Origin of the sequence: Caldicellulosiruptor sp. DIB 104C, assembly GCF_028198085.1 — a bacterium.
GTDB classification, from domain to species: Bacteria; Bacillota; Thermoanaerobacteria; order Caldicellulosiruptorales; family Caldicellulosiruptoraceae; genus Caldicellulosiruptor; species Caldicellulosiruptor saccharolyticus.
Window position 1 is genome coordinate 2,347,819 of record NZ_CP116337.1, and the last position, 17,823, is coordinate 2,365,641.

Consider the following 17,823-nt stretch of genomic DNA (forward strand, 5'->3'; position numbering starts at 1 on the left):
TGCATCTACATATGGTTTCATCTTACCAGCTGCCCACATGTTGAGAATATCTGGTGGATTGTTTGCTGCCATTGCTGTTTGGAGCTTTGTTTTGTACTGCTCACCTGGAGTGTACACAGCCTTGATTTTCACACCGTACTTGTTAGTAGAGTTAAACTCTTTGATAGCCTGCTCATACACCTGTTTTATAGTGTCAGAGTCAGAAACCCAGCTCCAGAATGTAAGCTCATTTGTTGCACCTTGTACCTTTTTTTCACCCATTTGGCCGACTAAAACAACTGAAAATGAAAAGACCACTAAAATAGCTAAAGCCACAACTTTTAACCACTTTTTCATTTAAAATTTACCTCCTTTTATTTTTGTTTTTCACTTTTAATTTTAGTGTGAAATGCCCAATAGCCTATATAGACAAACACAACTTTTTTGTTTAAATTTTTAACCTCGATTGTTTTTCCAAAGCTTGTTTCTTCCACTCAATAGGTGTCATACCATACACTTTTTTGAATACTTGGCTAAAATACTGGGCATCTGAAAATCCAACTGCCTCAGCAATTTCGTAATGTTTTAAGCTGGATGTTTTCAAAAGCTTTTCTGCTTTTGAGCCTCACTTCAGTGAGTATCTCTTTAAAAGTTTTTCCAGTTTTGTTTTTCAAAAGTCTGCTAAGATACACAGGGTGAAGATGGACATACTCTGCTACATCATTCAAGCTTATTTGTTTTGAACAATTTGCAAAAATAAAGTCAAAGACCATATCAATTATGTTTTTGTTCTCACAGGAATCTAAACATTGCTGCCTACTATGCTCAGCAGCTACTTTTTCAACCGCTTTTTTCACAGTTTCTAAAACTTCTTCTTTGGTAAATGGTTTTAAGATATAATCCACAACACCAAGTTTAATTGCTCTGTGGGCATACTCAAATTCTTTATAACCACTCATAAGTATTACATAAGGATGTTTTAGTCTACTGTGTACAAACTCTGCTAAATCAAGTCCATCCATAATTGGCATTCTGATATCCGTCAGAATTATATCCACGTTTTCTGTTATCAGGACATTTAAAGCTTCTTCGCTACTATCAATACCGATGACTTTATTAATCCCAATGCTCTCCCAATCTACGGTTTTTACAAGCCTTTCTAGCAAGATTTCTTCATCTTCCACTATCAAAAGAGTGCACATTTTCCTTCTCCTTCTTCACAACTTTATCCCAAGGAAGCTGTATAATAATCTTTGCCCAAAACCCCACTTTACTTTTAATTTCAAAATCAAAGTCTTCCTTATATAGAAGTTTTAATCTCTTTATGATATTTGGAATTCCAATACCATCGTTCGAGGCATTTTTTATCTTTTCAATTTTTGCATGTTCAATTCCACAGCCATTGTCAACCACCTCAAGCTTGAGTCTATTTTCTATTTTCCTTGCTCTTATCAAAATTTTTGCATCCCCATTTTTGTTTTTAAATCCATGGACAACTGAATTTTCTACAAGCGGCAAAAGTAAATGCCGGGGAATTTCTGCCTTCAAAACTTCTTCCTGGCTATATACTATCCTGTAGCTGAGCTTTCCAGAAAATCTTATTTTCATAATGGTAAGATAGTGTTCTATCTGCTTGATTTCATCTGCCAAAGAAATTGTTGACTTATTTATTGCCATATTTGATCTCAAAAACTTTGCAAGTGACACAGCAACCACTGAAACGTCTTTGCATCTTCCAAGCTCAGCTAAGGCATTTATGGTATCTAAGGTGTTGTACAAAAAGTGTGGATTTAGCTGCATGTACAAAAGGTTTATCTCTGCATTTTTCCTTGCTATCTCTTCTTCGTACACCCTTATGACAAGCTCATCTATTCTCTTTAGCATTTGATAAAATGAGTTTAGCAAATCTCCTATTTCATCCTTGCGGGCAATTTTGATGTTATTTTTAAGCCTTGAATGTTCTAAATTTCTCATCTGGTAAATGAGCCTTGTTATAGGAGCTGTAATATTTTCGGAAATAAAGAACAAAAACAAAATTGCAAAAATGGCAAGAAATGAAAAACTCAATATTAAAAGCCGTTTTGTGTACGAAAAGTTATTCAGAAGAGAACTTTCTGAAACTATGTAAATTATTTCCCAATTAAGATCTGGTATAGTTTCTTCAAAGAAAATTATCTTTGGAATGAGCTTGGTCTCATCTTTTAAGATCAATTTTTCAATGATACTTTCAAATTTGTCTGTTGTCTTGAATATGACCTTATTAGAACTTCTATCGGCAACATAAAATCCACCCTCTGTCAGATGATATTTTTCTATTACATCTTTCAAAAAGTCCAAGCTGAAACTTACTATCATCTCACCAACAGGCTGAATCTTATCTCTTGAGAAAAGTTCACATCCAACTACATATACACCTCTTGTTTTGTCATAACCGCCATTTACATACTTTCCTTCTTGCTTTACTATTTCATCGAAAAAACCTTCTTTGATTTGTTTATCATTCTCATATGGCACATCACCCTGGAGCTTTGAGAAAAAGTATATTTCTTTGCTCTTGTTTATAATTTGAACTGACTGAACAATTTCTTTTGTTGAGATATACTGGCTTATCTTTGTCAAGATGTTAGTATACAGAAAAGAATCTTGGGGATCTGTATATCTTGCAAAAGTCTTTCCAATGTCTGACATGAGACCATCGTCCATGATAAAGTCATATTTTATGCTGTTGAGCTCTTCAAGAAAATTTTGAACCTCTTTAGCAGCATTTTCAAAGAGAACTTGGTTATAAATGGTGAATTTGCTCAATGTTGAGTTTTTAAGGGAGGTATAAGATAGAACAAATATCAAAGACATTGGAACAAGTATTAAAATCACAAAAGCTATCAAAAGTTTGTTTTTAAGCTTTATATCGTTCCACTTTCCCAAAAGCTTTTTAATCATTTTTCATCTCTCTCCTGACACCAAATGTCAAAAAGACTACACCACCGACTTCAAAAACAGACGGCAGTGTAGTCTTCTTATTGATCTACAAAAGAACCTCTATTTTCTTGCACATGCCTTTTCTGATCTCATAAGAATATGGTTCTTGCACTTCCTCACCTTCAATTTCAACCACTTTATCATCAAAATGCAGAATATACTTTGAAATTTTTACATCTTTGTCATATGTGTTAAGCCTGCGCGGATTATGATAAATAACCAGTGTTCTGCCAAATAGAACTGCTGCTAATTGATTTTTACCTAAAACTATGGTTTGCCTGTTGCCATTTACTATAATCTCAACTTCTCTTTCTTCTTCTGTAAACATCCAGCCCGGAAGTTTTGGAGACAGTTTAAAAATTAGTTCTCCATTTTTGTATTCAAATAGTTTTTCACCAAACAGCATAATCAGCTCCATATTTAAAAACTCTGTGGTCGTGCCAGAAAGCCTTGCAACAAAACCTGTACCCCAGATGCTTTTGTCAGGATTGCTTGAGCTTGCAATAAATGAGGAATTTTCAAATATTGATCTTCCATAAACCGCTGGGTCCATATACGGTGGCAAAGCCATTTTGAAGTCTTCAAAAAACTCTGTGTAAAGTCCGCCCTTTAGCAGCTCAAGCAGGTATTTGTATTCCATGTGCATGAAAATGGATTCATTTTCAAGCCAGCCAGGTGTAAATGCTTTTATCCTTCCAAGCTGATTTGGCTGATTCACCAGGCTTTCGTTTGTCTTGTACATTTTGAGCACTTTGTCGTAAAGGTCACTTTCTTTAACGCTTTGATAAATTTTTCTTTTTGTGTCTATATCGTCAATTACCTTCATTGCTCTTACCTGTGACTCCAAGAAGAATGCCACCTTTTTCTGCTCAAATTTCTTAATTTTAACCTCTTGCTTTTTCTCATCATACTCATATTCAACTGGCTGGTTTATAAAGTAGGTATAAAAAAGCCATTTTTCACTATCAAAAGCCTTTTCTTTTGCCTTTGAAAGTTTTCTTTCACAAAGATCCAAAAATTCCAAAAGATCTTTCCTGCATATTTTGGCCATGTTGCCACTTATCCCAAACCTTGTCTTGATCCTGTACTCCTCTTTGATAGCGTTGCTTTCCTCCCAGTACAAAAGCGTGTTTTCATGGTGATCTGTATCAGCAAGAAGATTTTTAAGTTTTACAAAGAACTCGAAAAGTTCTTCAAAGACTTCAATTTCCTTGACATCTTCAAGATAAACCTCAAAATACTTCTTGAGCATTCTTACAAGCCTTAAAAGCTCAAACGTCTCACACACAGACGAACCAAAAATTCCTGGAAGCCCGTTTAGTGCATCGTTCCAGCCAGGCTTTGATGCCTCCATCTCCACTCCAACACCAAATGGATCTAAGGTCGCCATTCTGTTCAGAAGTATTACTAAAAGCTTTTCAATGAGGCTACCTGTGTAAACATCACCTTGGCCACTGTAGGTTCTTACGTATCTTTTCCTGTCAGCACGAGAGTTTATGAGCTCTTGTTTTTCTTTGTCAAGCGCATATGCACCGTGCTGTTTTACTTTTCCATCTATAACCTTTATTTTTTCTCTTCTTGGTTTTACATAATGTTCATTGTCATAGTAATAATATTTTCTTTGCAAAAGCAGCTGCCTCATTTTATCAGGATATACGCTTTCAAAGTTTTCGATTAAATCTAAGTTGTAAGTAAAATGGTCTATCCAATAACCTTCACCAGGGTCTGCTTCAATTATTTTCTCTGAATTTACAAGGCAGCAGTTTACAAATTCTTCCTTTGATATGTTGATTTTTATATTATGGGTTTCTAAAAACTTTATAAGTTCATATGGCAAATAGTCTCTTTCAAAAAACCTTTTTAACTCTTCTTTGCCATTTACAATATACTTCTCCAGATGTTCAAGGTTATTTAATTTGTACTTTATACCTTTTACAACCAGAGGATTATAGCTATCAAGCTGAATGAGGCTCATGAAGTACCATACATTAAAGTCAAAAATGTCTGGGTTGAACAGAATATCGTTTCGCCTGTTCTGGTTGATGTCTCTGAAGTTCCCATTACCCTGGGAATAATATGTGTCTTGAATTTCAAAAAAGTTATAATCTCTTTCCAAATCCCCATGTTTTCGTGAAAACAGATATATAATATCCTTTTTGTCATCATGATCAATTGTGAAAGGCACACCGCCGCGCAAGATATTGTCAAGATAGCACATTTTGGCATATTCATCTAATTTTTTGTCTGAAGTCACAATTGTATTGTTTGCAACAATAGCATCAATTATAGCTTTGTTCTCTTCAAACGCTTTGTCAAAAAACTCAGAAGAGCAAATAGAATCAACAAAGCAGTTTAGTTCATCAATGCTTTTTGCATGTCCTATGATGCTGCATAAAATCAAAGTCTGCTGTGGATCTAAAGTCCTCTTTGCATAAGCAAAAGCGCAACATGTCTTGTTTGCAAAAATCTGATTTGATATATCAAGCCTATCTGAAAAGATAAACTCATAAGGCTTTGCTATTTCTGAGCTTATTCCAAAAATAATTTTTGGGTCAATTATAACATCGCATCTTTCAAAGCCGCCCTGCGTATTGTCAAAGCTTACAAAGAAATTCCCCTCTTTTATTTCAAAAACTTCTGTTGTGTCCTCAGAAGATGAATGAAATCTAAAGTATGGAGCTTTTTTGTCTAAATTCTCAACAAAATTCCATGCCTCACTTGTCCTGCTCATGTTCTTCAGAGCAAAGTCACTTTTACCGTATGGAACAATCAAGGCAAGCCCATCTAAAGCTTCAATATCTACAGGCCTTTGTGAGATATTTGTTACTTTTATCTCCCTCACAAGAGAAGCTACATTCTTGTTTGGAAGTGTGTAATACCTCACTTCTGTCTTGATGCCAATATTTGTATTCTCTTCGTAAATCTCAAGATGGTCAGCAAAAATGGACATCTTGCTTTTTGCAAAATTGAGTAGATTCTCTGTTTGAAAAGGCTCATAAAAGAGGTTTTTGTTCAGTTTCAAAAAAGTCCTAAACCCGTGTGTTGCCGCAAGCCTGTAAGCCTTGTCGGCTGGCAAAAATTCTAAAATTGCCCCGTCTTTGTTCTTTGTTCCGAACGACACTATACACTGCCCTCTGTTCACATAAAAGCACCAAAGTGGAATTCCAAATATACCTGCAATCCCGGGCAAAAAACTCGAGAATGGTTTTGAAAGCTGATAGTTCTCTATACAAAATGAGTTTGTTTTCTCGTCATAATAGTACCTTGGATTTGCTTGCAATTTTTTTTGCCTCCTTCTTTTTAATTTAAAAAATACAGGAAAATACAGGGTTGCAAGACTTCTTTTGCCTTGCAACCCTTTCTTACAAAATCGCAATATCTTATCTGGTTTTATTTTTACTGATCGCTTACAACAGTCAATGTTACATCATTAAGGTATATATCAAGTGGAAGAGGAGGGTACTGATTATTTATTGGTCCAAACTCAAATACAACCTTTGTCACATCTGTTGGCTGCGTAACTTTAAATCTGAGAGTATACTCTTGCTGTTGAGTTCCAATATCAAATACAGTTGTTGGTGCATATGGGATAAACCACGGGTCAGATGTCAGCTCTTTTCCAATGTTTACCTGAATTTTTGTATTTTGTGATGCGTTCATCTTGAACTTAAGCTCATAGGTAAGTCCGTTTTCAAGCGTGAGGTTCTTTCTTGCAACCTGTGCACTATATGGCTTCTGCCCAACAGAATTTAGATGAATCTTCAATTTACCATTTTCCACTGTCACTTGCATATCTGATACACCTGACCACCGGTCACCGCTCCAGTATACCCACTCGCCCACGCCTGTGTCGAATGTCCCATCTGGTATTAACTGGTCACCAATTTTTTGAGTATGAGGTACTGGCTGTGTTGGCTGTTGTGGGATTGAATCGATGACTTCTATCTGGATATCATCAAAGTATACATCAAATGGTACAGTTGAAAATCCATCTACCTTGCCTATCTCAAATGTAAGCTTTGCATTTGTATCTGTTTCATTGTTCATGGCAAAGTATACTGCATATTCTACCATTTCAGTTGTGATATCTATTGTTTTCTTCGGCATGTACTCAATAAACCACGGGTCAGATGTCAGTGGCTTGCCAATTGCAATGTTGATCTTCCTCGCAACCGACGACCTTGCTTTAAATGAAATCTTGTAATTTTTGCCATTTACTAATGGAATTCCTTCTCTGTAGATCTGCGGATCCCATGGATCGTTGCCAACTGAGCTTACACTAACCTTTAACTCTCCATTTTCAATTGTTGTTGTAACATTGTTGCCAGCAGACGACCACCATTTCCAATTATTGAGGCTGTCTGGTGTGTCAAAACTGCCATCTGGCAAGAGCTTATCTCCTACAAACTGCTGCGGTTCAGTAGGACTACCACCTGTGATTTCTTCTGCCACATTTCTTTCAAAGTATCCGCAGTTTTCTGATACTTCAGCAATTCTTACATTGTCGATTGTAACTGTATGAGCCATTTCCAGCGGGTTTTTGCCATTTGGCGACATTGTCCCAAGCCCTATTACAAGTCTTATATCCGACCTTGTTGCATCCATTACAAAATCGAATGTGTAATTTTTCATCTCTGTTGTGAGCGGTACATACCTTTCATGATGCCCATAGTATGTTGAGTCGTCAATCTTTATGAACATATCTCTTGGTGAACTTGACTTTGCATCAAAGGAGATTCTATATACTTTTCCACTCTCAAGTGCCATTGGCCCTTGGATAATCTGTATGCTCCAGAATGCCAGCCCTAAATTAGTGATAGATGCTTTTAGCTGTCCGTTTACAACAGAGATACTACCAGACCCACCATTGCCAATCCAGTTATCCCATTTGTCAAGCCCATTTGAGAAGTCACCGTTTGCAATCATGTTTGGAGATATCTCTACATAGTCCAAATCGAGATTGTCAGCAGTAATTTGAACCTGGTGATTGCCTGCATCAAAGTATACACTGTCTGTTACAATCGCCCACTGGCCGTTTGTTGGAGCAACTTGAGTGTCGTACACCGCAGCACCAACTGAAAGCTTTAATATACTATTTTGCTGGGATCTTACTTTATATGAAACAACATACTCTCCACTTCTTGGAATATTGACATTAAATCCTGCACTGCCACCTTGACCAAATGTAACATACTGGCCGAGGTTCTGAGCACCAGCTATAGTACCAAAGTTTTCTGCCTGGACTGTCACAAAGCTTGACGGCAGGATTTGCTTCAGTGAAACATTGTCAATTCCAACATTTACTCTTGAGCCACCCACATCAAACACAAGCTTTGCTTTCAAGTCTTGAGGCAAAGTTTCATTTGTTTTAATGTTCAATCTATAATCTGCCCAATCTGTGCCAAGTGTTACTGTCTTTGCCTCTGAGATAGGTGTATAGTTTTGGCCTGAAATATAAATTTGAATTTGCCTTGATGATTCAAACGCCTTTGCCCTAAAAGTAAGCAGATAATTAGAGTTTGGCTCAACTTTTATATTGGATTGAACAAGCCTGATGTCAGAAAAACTGCCGCCACCATTTGTTATTGTGGTCTTGAAATATCTATCTTCTGGCTTTGTTCCTATCTGGTATGTTGCATTTGCAACTGTTGACTTTACAAACTCCCATGCAATAAATCTATCATCACCTTGGTCAAATGTGCCGTTGTAAATAAGGTTCCCGTTTGGCAATGGTTCTTTAATAGCATTCGGATTTTGCAAGTTATATTCAACTAACTTGACATCATCTAAATACACAGGCAATGTACTCAAGCCCACATTAAATTCTATCCTTGCCCTTGCATATGTGTTGCTTTGCATTGTGAAGATGTATGAATATTCTTTCCACTCTGTATCGAGGTTAAATGTTTTTACTGCATAGTCAACCCAGGTAGTGCCATTGTCGCCTCCACCACTTGAGAGCTTTACCTCAATGGTACGTTTGCCATCGCTCTTTGCTCTAAATGACAGCTTATATGTCTTACTTTTTATCAAGCATATCGGCCTTTGAACAAGTTGAACAGAATATGTCTGACTACCGGGTTGTGTTATGGTTATCTTTATGCTATTGTTAATATTTTCTATGGTACCATTTCCACCAAACTGGTCAAGATGCAAGAACTGCCAGTAATCTGTGTATGGAACACCTGCTATGCCATCAACATCTGGACTATCTACATCAAAACTGCCGTTATAGACAAGATTTCCATCGCTAAGCGGTGGCCTTGCATCAGCAGGATAGCTTGTATCAACAGGAGGTTTTGTAACTCTTTCACTGTAAGTTACACCAATCCTCTTATATACTTTTACATAATCAACCTCCATTCTCTGTGGGAAGTAATCAGCATTTTCTGGTGGATACCCTGGCCAGTTACCACCAACAGCAACGTTGAGAATAAGGTAAAATTCTCTGTCAAACGGTGCAGGATAGGTATAGTCAAATGCCTCGTTTGATGATCTTGAGAACCAATCGCTTGTCTTGTAATACAATATGTTATCCACGTACCATCTTATCTCGCCCGGCTCCCACTCGAGTGCAAATACGTGGAAATCATCTGAGAACTTCTTGCCATCAGGCAATGTATAGCTGCCACCATGATAAGTGTGAGGATTACCATAGTGGATTGTTCCATAAATCTTGTTGGGCTCCTGCCCCAAAAGCTCCATTATATCAATCTCACCACAGGCTGGCCATCCACCATATATGTTCAAATCCTCTGGCATCATCCAGATAGCCGGCCACACACCCTGACCTTCTGGAAGCTTAGCTTTCACCTCAACTCTTCCATAGGTAAACGCAAACTTGCCTTGTGTTGTGAGCTTTGCTGAAGTATAAGGACTTCCTTGATAATTTTCTTTTCTTGCCTCAATTATAAGCTTTCCATTTTCCACTCTTGCATTCTCAGGCCTGTCTGAATAGTACTGAAGTTCATTGTTGCCATAACCACCAGCACCAATTGTAAAGTTCCATTTTGTTGTATCAATTGAGCTTCCATTAAAGTCATCTTCCCACACAAGCTGCCAGGTTGGCTGGGGTTGCTGGCCTTCTTGCTGGCTTTGCCCTGTCTGGCCACTGCTACCTCCTATATTTGAAGAAGTTCCACTTGAAAAAGTTGGCTGTGAAGCAGCCTCTTTTTGAGCCTCCTCATTAGCTGTTAAAGCTTCTTTAGCTACTACCTCGCTTATATTCACTTTTTCGCCTTTTGGTAAGCTCTTTCCATTTACAACAACACCATCTGAGAATATAGAAGCTTCATTTACTTTCCCTTGGCTTGTTACATTTACACTTTTAGCAAGAGCTTTAACAATGAGCTTTGCAACAGTTGATTCTTTATCAATATTTAAATCACCATTGCTATTTAACTCAACACTGTCAATCTTTGTCTTAGCCACTGAAAGCTTGAAATTTTGCGCAAGGTCATTTACTACCAAATTCTTTATTTTAGCACTTTGAATATTTATATTGCTGTTGGGGGAATTGACATAAAGTGCTTCACAGTTTGCCCTGATTTCAACATCCGCAGGTTGGTTTCCACTTTGTTTTAATGTAATAAACTTAATTGAACTTTCTTCGGAAACCTGAGTAATTTTTGATGCTGACATAACAACTATATTCTCAACTTGGCTGTTTTGCCCCACTTCAATATTTGTCTTTGAAAGTTTGCTGTCAACAACTATTTCTCCAACCTTTGTGTTTACAAGCTTGACAGAATTTTCCCCACCACCAAATACAAACAATTTTCCGCCTTCTATTGTCACATTGTTCAAAGTAACAGAACCTTCACCCACACTTTGATTTATATACACGTTACCTTTTATCAAGGAATCTTTGATTTCAACATCACCACTATTGACAATTACAAATCCCTCGCTCTTTGATAAAGTATATACTCCGGGTTTTGTGACTATCAATGAAGCAATTTTACTCAAAAGTTTAACTACCTCCGCCCTCGTAATTTCCTTTTGAGGCTTCAAAGTTCCATCAGGATAACCTTTTACAAATCCTAAACTAACCAGTGCAGCAACACCGGGTAGATACCTTTGAGCAATATTTTGTGTATCTGCTAAGCTATTTAACACTTCAGTAGTTTTATTCTCCAGTTGCAAAGCAGCAGCCACAGCAGCAAAGGCTTCTTGCCTTTTTACAGGCCTGGTGGGGTCAAGTTTCCCTTCATTTACAAACAAGTCTAAATACCCTGCTGCTTGAGCTTTTTCAAGTTCTGTAAAATACCACGCACGAGGGCTAATTTTCCAGCTGATATCCAGCGGGCCTCTCGCCACAACTCCTATATATCTGTTCAAGATTTTGCAAAATTCTGCAACAGAAATATCTTTATTGGGTTTAAAACTTCCGTCCGGGTACCCATTTATTAACTCTAACTGATAAAATCTTGCTATATCGTCCTTTGCAAAACTATCAGAAATGTCTTTAAACGTTTGACTTGAGTTTGCCATTACAGTACCTGCTGGGAAAATATATATAACCAGAAATGCAAGCAGTACAATATGAGCAATAAATTTTTTCGGTCGCATAAACTTTTTTGCCTCCTCAAAATTTTTATACTTTTCTATTTTAGATTTATCAAAATCCTATAAACAAAAAAAGGCATTATTTTTTAGTTATAGTCTCTGCTTTTAAGTATTTTTTATCATTATTGTTTTACAAACAAACTTCTATTCCTGCAAGCTCTTTTGGACATCTCTGTATTCATTTGGCGTAAGTCCTGTAATTTCTTTAAAAATTCTTGCAAAGTGTTTTGGGTTTTTGTAACCAACCTTAGATGCTATTTCCCACACTTTTAAGTCTGTTTTGGCAAGCAGCTCTTTTGCCTTCTCAACCCTGACTTTGTTTAGGTAATCTAAAAAACTCATTCCTGTTTTTTCTTTGAAGATGCTTGAAAAATAATAGTAATTGAGCGAAACGTGGTTTGCTACCATTGCCATATTGATGTCTTTATGATAGTTCAAATTTATAAACTTAATTGCCTCGTCAATTTCATCTTTTATACTGAGAATACCTTTCAAAGAAATTACTATTTCAGTTGCTTCGTGTACAAATTTCTTTATGTAATTAACATATTCTGAAACTGATGAGAAATTGAATATATCAGATAATTTCTGATATTCATGAAAATCAAGTACCTTTTTAGGAACGTGATGACAAAACCACTCTACAACATTGCTGTAAAGTGTTTTTGTGACATTTAAAATATCTTCAGCAGCACTTTTCATAAAAAATTCATTGCACAAAACGTTTTCCAAGCAGGAAATTGCTTCTTTTTGTTTGCCTGCAAGAATCAGTTCTTTTAGCTTCTCAATATTGTTAAATTTGTTTATTTTTTCTTCCTCACGCCATTTGATTGACGACCAGAATTCAATGTTTTTATTAGATGCAAAAGCATAAATAGCTGTTTTGAAAGAATTTTCATAAAGCTTTTTTATCTCATCAAAATACTGAGGCAGGTCGCAAATTCCGATATATACCCGCTTATCTATATTATTCAAGTATATTTTTCCAATATTCTCAAAACAATTTGTGTCTTCTGATAATACAAGAATATCTTTCCTATGATTGTATATTGTAGAAATATAACTTTCTCCGGATAGAATCTTAGAAAGCTTTACTCTTTCCTCTTCTGTCCCAAAACCGGTTTGTTCAGAAACATCACCACATCTTAAAACGTAGATGCTGTATACCTTTTTCTCAATCGGAATTTCTAACTCTTTAAGCCTTTCTTTGAATCTTTCAATCTCCAAACCGGAAAATATTATATTGTTTATCTCTGCCTCCAACATCTTTAACTTCATTATTCTTTGAAAGGAAATTAAACGTAAATTATTTTCTTCTTGTACAATCTCTTCCTTTACTTTTTCTACAATTTCAATCAATTCTTTTTTATCAATGGGCTTTAAAATATATCCTTTAGCACCGTATTGCATACACTCCTTTGCATAACTAAACTCATCATAACCGCTTATTATAACTACTTTAGGTTTGCGCTGTAAATTCTGTATCTTTTTAAGTACAGAGATACCATCAATTTGGGGTAATCTAATGTCGAGTATTAAGATATCAATCTTTTCCGAAAAGAGAATATCCAGTGCTTCTTTGCCATTTGAAGCTTCTTTGATTTCATCTAAATCATTAAAATTTCTCTCCAAGATGGTCCTGATACCTTTTCTGATAAGTTTCTCATCATCCACAATTAAAACCTTTCTCATATTCTTTCTCGCCTCTTTTGAAATAGAATACAAATCCTATATTTTTTTATATGGCAAAGTTATTGTAACTTTTGTAAACTCACCGTGTTTGCTCTCTATTTTTATTCCATATTCTCTTCCATAGGCAAGTTTTATCCTCTCATTTACATTTTTTAATGCAATCCCTTGGCCTTGGCAAAATTCAGTTTCAGTGTCATTTTCCAAAGCTGACTGCAAAGCTGTGAGTTTTTCAAGTTCTATTCCAAGTCCATCATCTAAAATTGAAATTACAACAAATTCTCCAATTATACTTGCATCTATAAAAATATTGCCACCTTCACCTTTTGGTTCAATCCCATAATTTATTGCATTTTCAATTATTGGCTGCAAAATCAATTTAGGTACTTCATAATTCAAAATCTCCTCATCTACATTTACAAGTAACTTTATCTCCTTGTCATACCTGATATTCATAAGCGCTATATAATTTTGAATATTTTCTATCTCTTCCTTCAATGTAACAAACTTTTTTTTCCAGTTCATATTGTATCTCATCATTTTTCCAAGTTTTGTTATTGCATCTGAAACGTCGTAGTTTTCAGCATATTCAGCCATCATTTTTATATTTTCGAGGACGTTATAAATAAAATGTGCATTTATCTGTGATTGCAAAGCCTTTATCTGCGCATCTTTCTGGGCAACCTCTCTTCTTACAGTCTCACCTATTAAAATCTTTAATCTTTCAACCATGTTCAAAAAGTGCAGAGCAAGTTCATCTATCTCGTCATCACCTTTAACATCGATAGAAACGTCAAAATTGCCATTTTCAACAGCTCTCATACTGAGGATAACCTGTCTTAACTTTTTAAGAATTAAAGTAATCAGGATAAAAATGAGAGCAGAAGAGGCAATAATTAAAACAAGCACCTGAGCAAGCATCTGGAAAGTTATTCTATTTATCTTGTTTGAAAGTTCATCAAACAAAATTAGCTTATAAATGGTCACTCCTAATACAGGAATATGAGAATATACAAAAGCAGCAGAATTTTTGTTAATTTTTAAATGAACTATTCCATCTTCTGCCTCGGCCTTGCTTTTTTGTTTTAAAATTTGTATAAGTTTTTTTGTGTCTATGTTTAGCCTCTTGAGAAAAATTGGCGTTTGTTTGCTCAAAATTACCTCGCCACTTTGTGACAACGCAATTGTAACTGAATTGCTGCTTTCTCTTGAAAGCTCATTTGCAAAAAATTCATCAACCTTCATGTTCACCTCAATTATTCCTATCAAATTACCCACCAAATCTGTTACTTTAGTATATAATGATACAACTTTTTCTTCATTATTCAGAGGTGGACCGAGTATATCCACATTATCAATTTTCCAAAGCGAGATTTGGTTTTGATCTGATAAGAATTTGTCTATGAATTTGAAGTCCTTGAGTCTATCAATTTGGTATAGAGTTGGCCAAACTTCTGGAAGATAACTGTTATTTGTAAAAAATCTAATTCTGTTTATGTTGAAATTTACATATTGAAGATATTCTATCTTGTCAAGGACATTTATTTTGAATGAAAAGATTTCATCAACGCTTCTTTCCTGATATACCGAAACAAATTCAATAAACTCTTGATTGTTTAAAATGAACTGTGTCGCCTTTATATATTGCTCGACATTTTTGATAATATCGTTTCTTAACTTATTCATCTCAAAAGTGATATTACTCACATACTCTTTTTCTGTAAAAACTCTAACCTTGTGAAAAGCATCAACCTGAAGTATTGAAAGTGGTATGGCCACTATGAGAATGTACGTAAGAATAAGCTTCTGTCGAATATTCAATTTCAGTATTCTATTCAGGAATTTGGTGATTGTTGATCCGTACATCCAAAACTCATCCTCAGTTTTTTTGTTATTTAATTTTCATTATAGCAAAGTTTAAATACCCTTTAAAAAGACAAAAAAACTTTTTAAAAAAGGCTGATGGTATTCCATCAAAATACCATCAGCCTTTTTAAATTTGAAGTAAATTACTTAAGTCCAAGCTTTTTCTTATTCTCTTCCAACTTCTTCTGCTGCCATGCAAGTAATTTATCAAACCCAACTTGCTTTTTATAGTTCTGGAAGTCTTTGAAGATTTTATCAAACTCAGCCGGTGATTTAGCCATAATGAGTTTTGGCAAAGTCTGACCCCATTTGAGAGCAATCTTTCGTGCTATTATCCCTTCTGGGCTATCAGCAGGTGGATTCAGGTTGTCATACTGTGCATAGCTAACAGTCTTGCCAAGTGTCCAGTTAGCCATCTGTTGCAGGTATGGTGGCATGCCAGGGTCCCACTGGGATACATATGGCCAGTCGCCAAGCATCCAGTAGGTAAGCTCTGCACCGTATTTCTTGTCAAATGTAGGTCTGTCAGTTTGCATAAGCTTTACAACTTCAGGCTTGAACTGCTCTTTACCCTTTATTACATCCCAAGTTACACCTTTTGGCCCAAGGTAGAAATCTTTCTGACCCTCAGGGCTCAGCCAGTAGCTCATAAATCTTATTGCTCTCTTTGGGTCTTTATTGTTCTTTGAAATCATAGTAAGTGTCCAACCTGCAATGCCAGGACCAGCAAGCTTTGGCTTTTCAAGTTTTGAATTTGCAGGACCATCAACCGCGATATAAATCATGTTTGGATTTTTCTTGTAAAGTTCTTGCTGCTGAGCAACAAAGTCTGTTCTTTGATAAATCATGCTAAAGTATCTTCCCTGAGCAATCTTTTCTTCCATCTGTGCTCTCTTGTCAATGAAGACATCCTTTGCAATGAGTCCTCTTCTGTATGCCTCATTGAATGTCTTGAGCCATCTGATATACTCTGGATGCGCTACAATGTCATAAAGCTTGCCATTTTTCTCACGCGGAAGCGCCAAGAAATTCCACAGATAACTCTCTAATGAGTAGCAGCCTGTGTCAGTAAATTCATGGAATCCAATTGGAATAAGTGGCTGGCCATTTACTTTCGGGAATTTCTTTTTAGCGTCAGCTAAAGCCTTCAAGAAAGTGTCAGGTTTTCTCATGTCTGGTTTGCCAAGTGCTTCATATATATCTTTTCTGACAAGAAATGTCTGGTTAGAGTAAATTTTTAGTTTTGGGTTTTTGAAATCCTCTGGGGTATATGATGCATTAGGATAACCATACACATGCCCATCTGGTTGAGTGTACCAACCAAGTCTTTGCTTGTTAGCAACTGTAAAGAAGTATGGGTCATACTTCTTTGCAAGTTCATCTAATGCATAAACAAGCTTACCAGCAATCATCTTTCTTACAGCTTCTTCCCACCAACCAAGAGTGATGAAATCTGGTAGGGTGTTTGAAGCAATCATAACATTCAGTTTCTCATTCTCGTTTCCTGCAGGTACTATAAAGTTGATTTTTACACCTGTCTTTTTAGTGACGTAATCAGAAACAGCATTGCCACCCCACTTTGTCCCAAACCATGAAAAATTGATGTACCAATCAAATGTAATAGGTTTTTTAGCATCCTCTTTCCAACCTGGCTTTACACTGCTTGCTGCGTTTGTAAGTGTAAGTGGAATTATGGATACTAAAAATGCCAGGGCAATCAGCAGTACAAATACTTTTTTAAATCTTCACATAACTAAAGACACCCTCCTTTAACTTGAATATTATAATTTTGTTTTTATATTAACTGCAAAAAGCAGTTAATACCTCTCTTACACTTTAACCTTTAATAGCACCAATCAAAAGCCCATTAACAAAATACTTTTGCAAGAAGGGATATACGCATACAATAGGCAAAGTAGTAACAACCATTGTAGCCATCTTTATAGACTGTGATGTAACATTTCTTGTCATAATCCCCCCTGGCGCATTAGCAAGCATTTGGTTTGATGTCGTTTCAGCAATAACCTTGTACAAGAAGGTCTGAATGGGCTGAAGCTTTGGATTGTTTATAAAAATTACCCCCATAAAGTAGTCGTTCCAGTTGTAAACCCCTACAAACAGAGCAATTGTAGCTAAAACAGGAGTTGAAAGCGGCAGTATCACACGGGTAAAGATGGTAAAATCATTTGCTCCATCTATTTTGGCGGACTCTTCTAACTCGACAGGAAGCTCTCTAAAAAATGCCTGGAATATTATCAAATTGTAAAAGTTGAACATCCCAGGAATTACATATACTAAAAAGTTGTTGTAAAGTCCTAAGCTTTTAATCAAGAGAAAGTATGGAATTAAACCTCCACCAAAGAAAAGAGTTATTGTTCCCATTGTCATGTAAATCTTTCGTCCTATGAGTTCCTTTTTCATGAATGCATATGCCACCATTGCTGTAAAGAACACATGAAGAGTTGTTGTAATAACTGTTCGTGCAATTGTTACCATGAACGCTGTTGTTATATCACTATTACTGAAAACAGTTATATAATTATCTAACGTAAACTTTCTTGGCCAAAAGTAAATTCCGCCAAGCATCGCATCCTTGCCGTCATTGAAAGAGTAAACAATTATGTACCATATTGGATACAACGTAACAAAACAAATTATCAACATTAGCGTTATGTTAAAAATATCAAAAATTTTATCTCCCAATGAGGCTTTCATTTTCATTGCTAATTTCCTCCTCACATT

The 17,823-nt window shown here is 36.0% G+C and carries 10 protein-coding genes; all 10 read right to left on the reverse strand.

From position 1 onward, the window contains the following. Positions 1-336 (reverse strand): extracellular solute-binding protein (locus PGC14_RS11540; RefSeq protein ID WP_271629013.1); only part of this gene is annotated, 336 nt, incomplete at its 3' end. A gap of 91 nt (positions 337-427) precedes the next feature. After that, positions 428-583: a helix-turn-helix domain-containing protein gene (locus PGC14_RS11545; protein ID WP_271629014.1), complete on the reverse strand. Its 156-nt coding sequence runs from the start codon at positions 581-583 to the stop codon at positions 428-430. Continuing rightward, positions 546-1,181, reverse strand: coding sequence for a response regulator transcription factor (locus PGC14_RS11550; protein ID WP_271629015.1), 636 nt, complete (start codon positions 1,179-1,181; stop codon positions 546-548). Before PGC14_RS11550 ends, PGC14_RS11545 begins: the two co-directional genes overlap by 38 nt. After that, positions 1,153-2,919, reverse strand: coding sequence for a sensor histidine kinase (locus PGC14_RS11555; RefSeq protein ID WP_271629016.1), 1,767 nt, complete (start codon positions 2,917-2,919; stop codon positions 1,153-1,155). Before PGC14_RS11555 ends, PGC14_RS11550 begins: the two co-directional genes overlap by 29 nt. 85 nt (positions 2,920-3,004) lie before the next feature. Next, the gene (locus tag PGC14_RS11560; RefSeq protein WP_271629017.1) at positions 3,005-6,238 is read right to left on the reverse strand and encodes a hypothetical protein; all 3,234 of its coding nucleotides are present in this window, start codon (positions 6,236-6,238) and stop codon (positions 3,005-3,007) included. 116 nt (positions 6,239-6,354) lie between these two features. After that, complete coding sequence (locus tag PGC14_RS11565; protein ID WP_271629018.1) at positions 6,355-11,529, reverse strand: carbohydrate binding domain-containing protein; 5,175 nt, start codon at positions 11,527-11,529, stop codon at positions 6,355-6,357. A 141-nt stretch (positions 11,530-11,670) separates the two neighbouring features. Further along, positions 11,671-13,218 carry a response regulator transcription factor gene (locus PGC14_RS11570; protein ID WP_271629019.1) on the reverse strand — a complete coding sequence of 516 codons (1,548 nt, stop codon included), beginning with the start codon at positions 13,216-13,218 and terminating at the stop codon, positions 11,671-11,673. Positions 13,219-13,254: 36 nt separating this feature from the next. Then, on the reverse strand, positions 13,255-15,081 hold the full coding sequence (locus tag PGC14_RS11575; RefSeq protein ID WP_271629020.1) for a sensor histidine kinase: 1,827 nt from the start codon (positions 15,079-15,081) through the stop codon (positions 13,255-13,257). A gap of 143 nt (positions 15,082-15,224) precedes the next feature. Next, positions 15,225-16,793, reverse strand: coding sequence for an extracellular solute-binding protein (locus tag PGC14_RS11580; RefSeq protein ID WP_307742519.1), 1,569 nt, complete (start codon positions 16,791-16,793; stop codon positions 15,225-15,227). A 124-nt stretch (positions 16,794-16,917) separates the two neighbouring features. Continuing rightward, a complete protein-coding gene (locus PGC14_RS11585) occupies positions 16,918-17,802 on the reverse strand; it encodes a carbohydrate ABC transporter permease (RefSeq protein WP_271629021.1) in 885 nt (294 codons plus the stop codon). Positions 17,803-17,823 lie beyond the last annotated feature (21 nt).

What these genes read in the sequence shown, in the direction of transcription:
- PGC14_RS11570 (WP_271629019.1), bottom strand. Translation starts at nt 13,218, where the DNA reads ATGAGAAAGGTTTTAATTGTGGATGATGAGAAACTTATCAGAAAAGGT.
- PGC14_RS11555 (WP_271629016.1), bottom strand. Translation starts at nt 2,919, where the DNA reads ATGATTAAAAAGCTTTTGGGAAAGTGGAACGATATAAAGCTTAAAAAC.
- PGC14_RS11565 (WP_271629018.1), bottom strand. Translation starts at nt 11,529, where the DNA reads ATGCGACCGAAAAAATTTATTGCTCATATTGTACTGCTTGCATTTCTG.
- PGC14_RS11575 (WP_271629020.1), bottom strand. Translation starts at nt 15,081, where the DNA reads ATGTACGGATCAACAATCACCAAATTCCTGAATAGAATACTGAAATTG.
- PGC14_RS11585 (WP_271629021.1), bottom strand. Translation starts at nt 17,802, where the DNA reads ATGAAAATGAAAGCCTCATTGGGAGATAAAATTTTTGATATTTTTAAC.
- PGC14_RS11550 (WP_271629015.1), bottom strand. Translation starts at nt 1,181, where the DNA reads ATGTGCACTCTTTTGATAGTGGAAGATGAAGAAATCTTGCTAGAAAGG.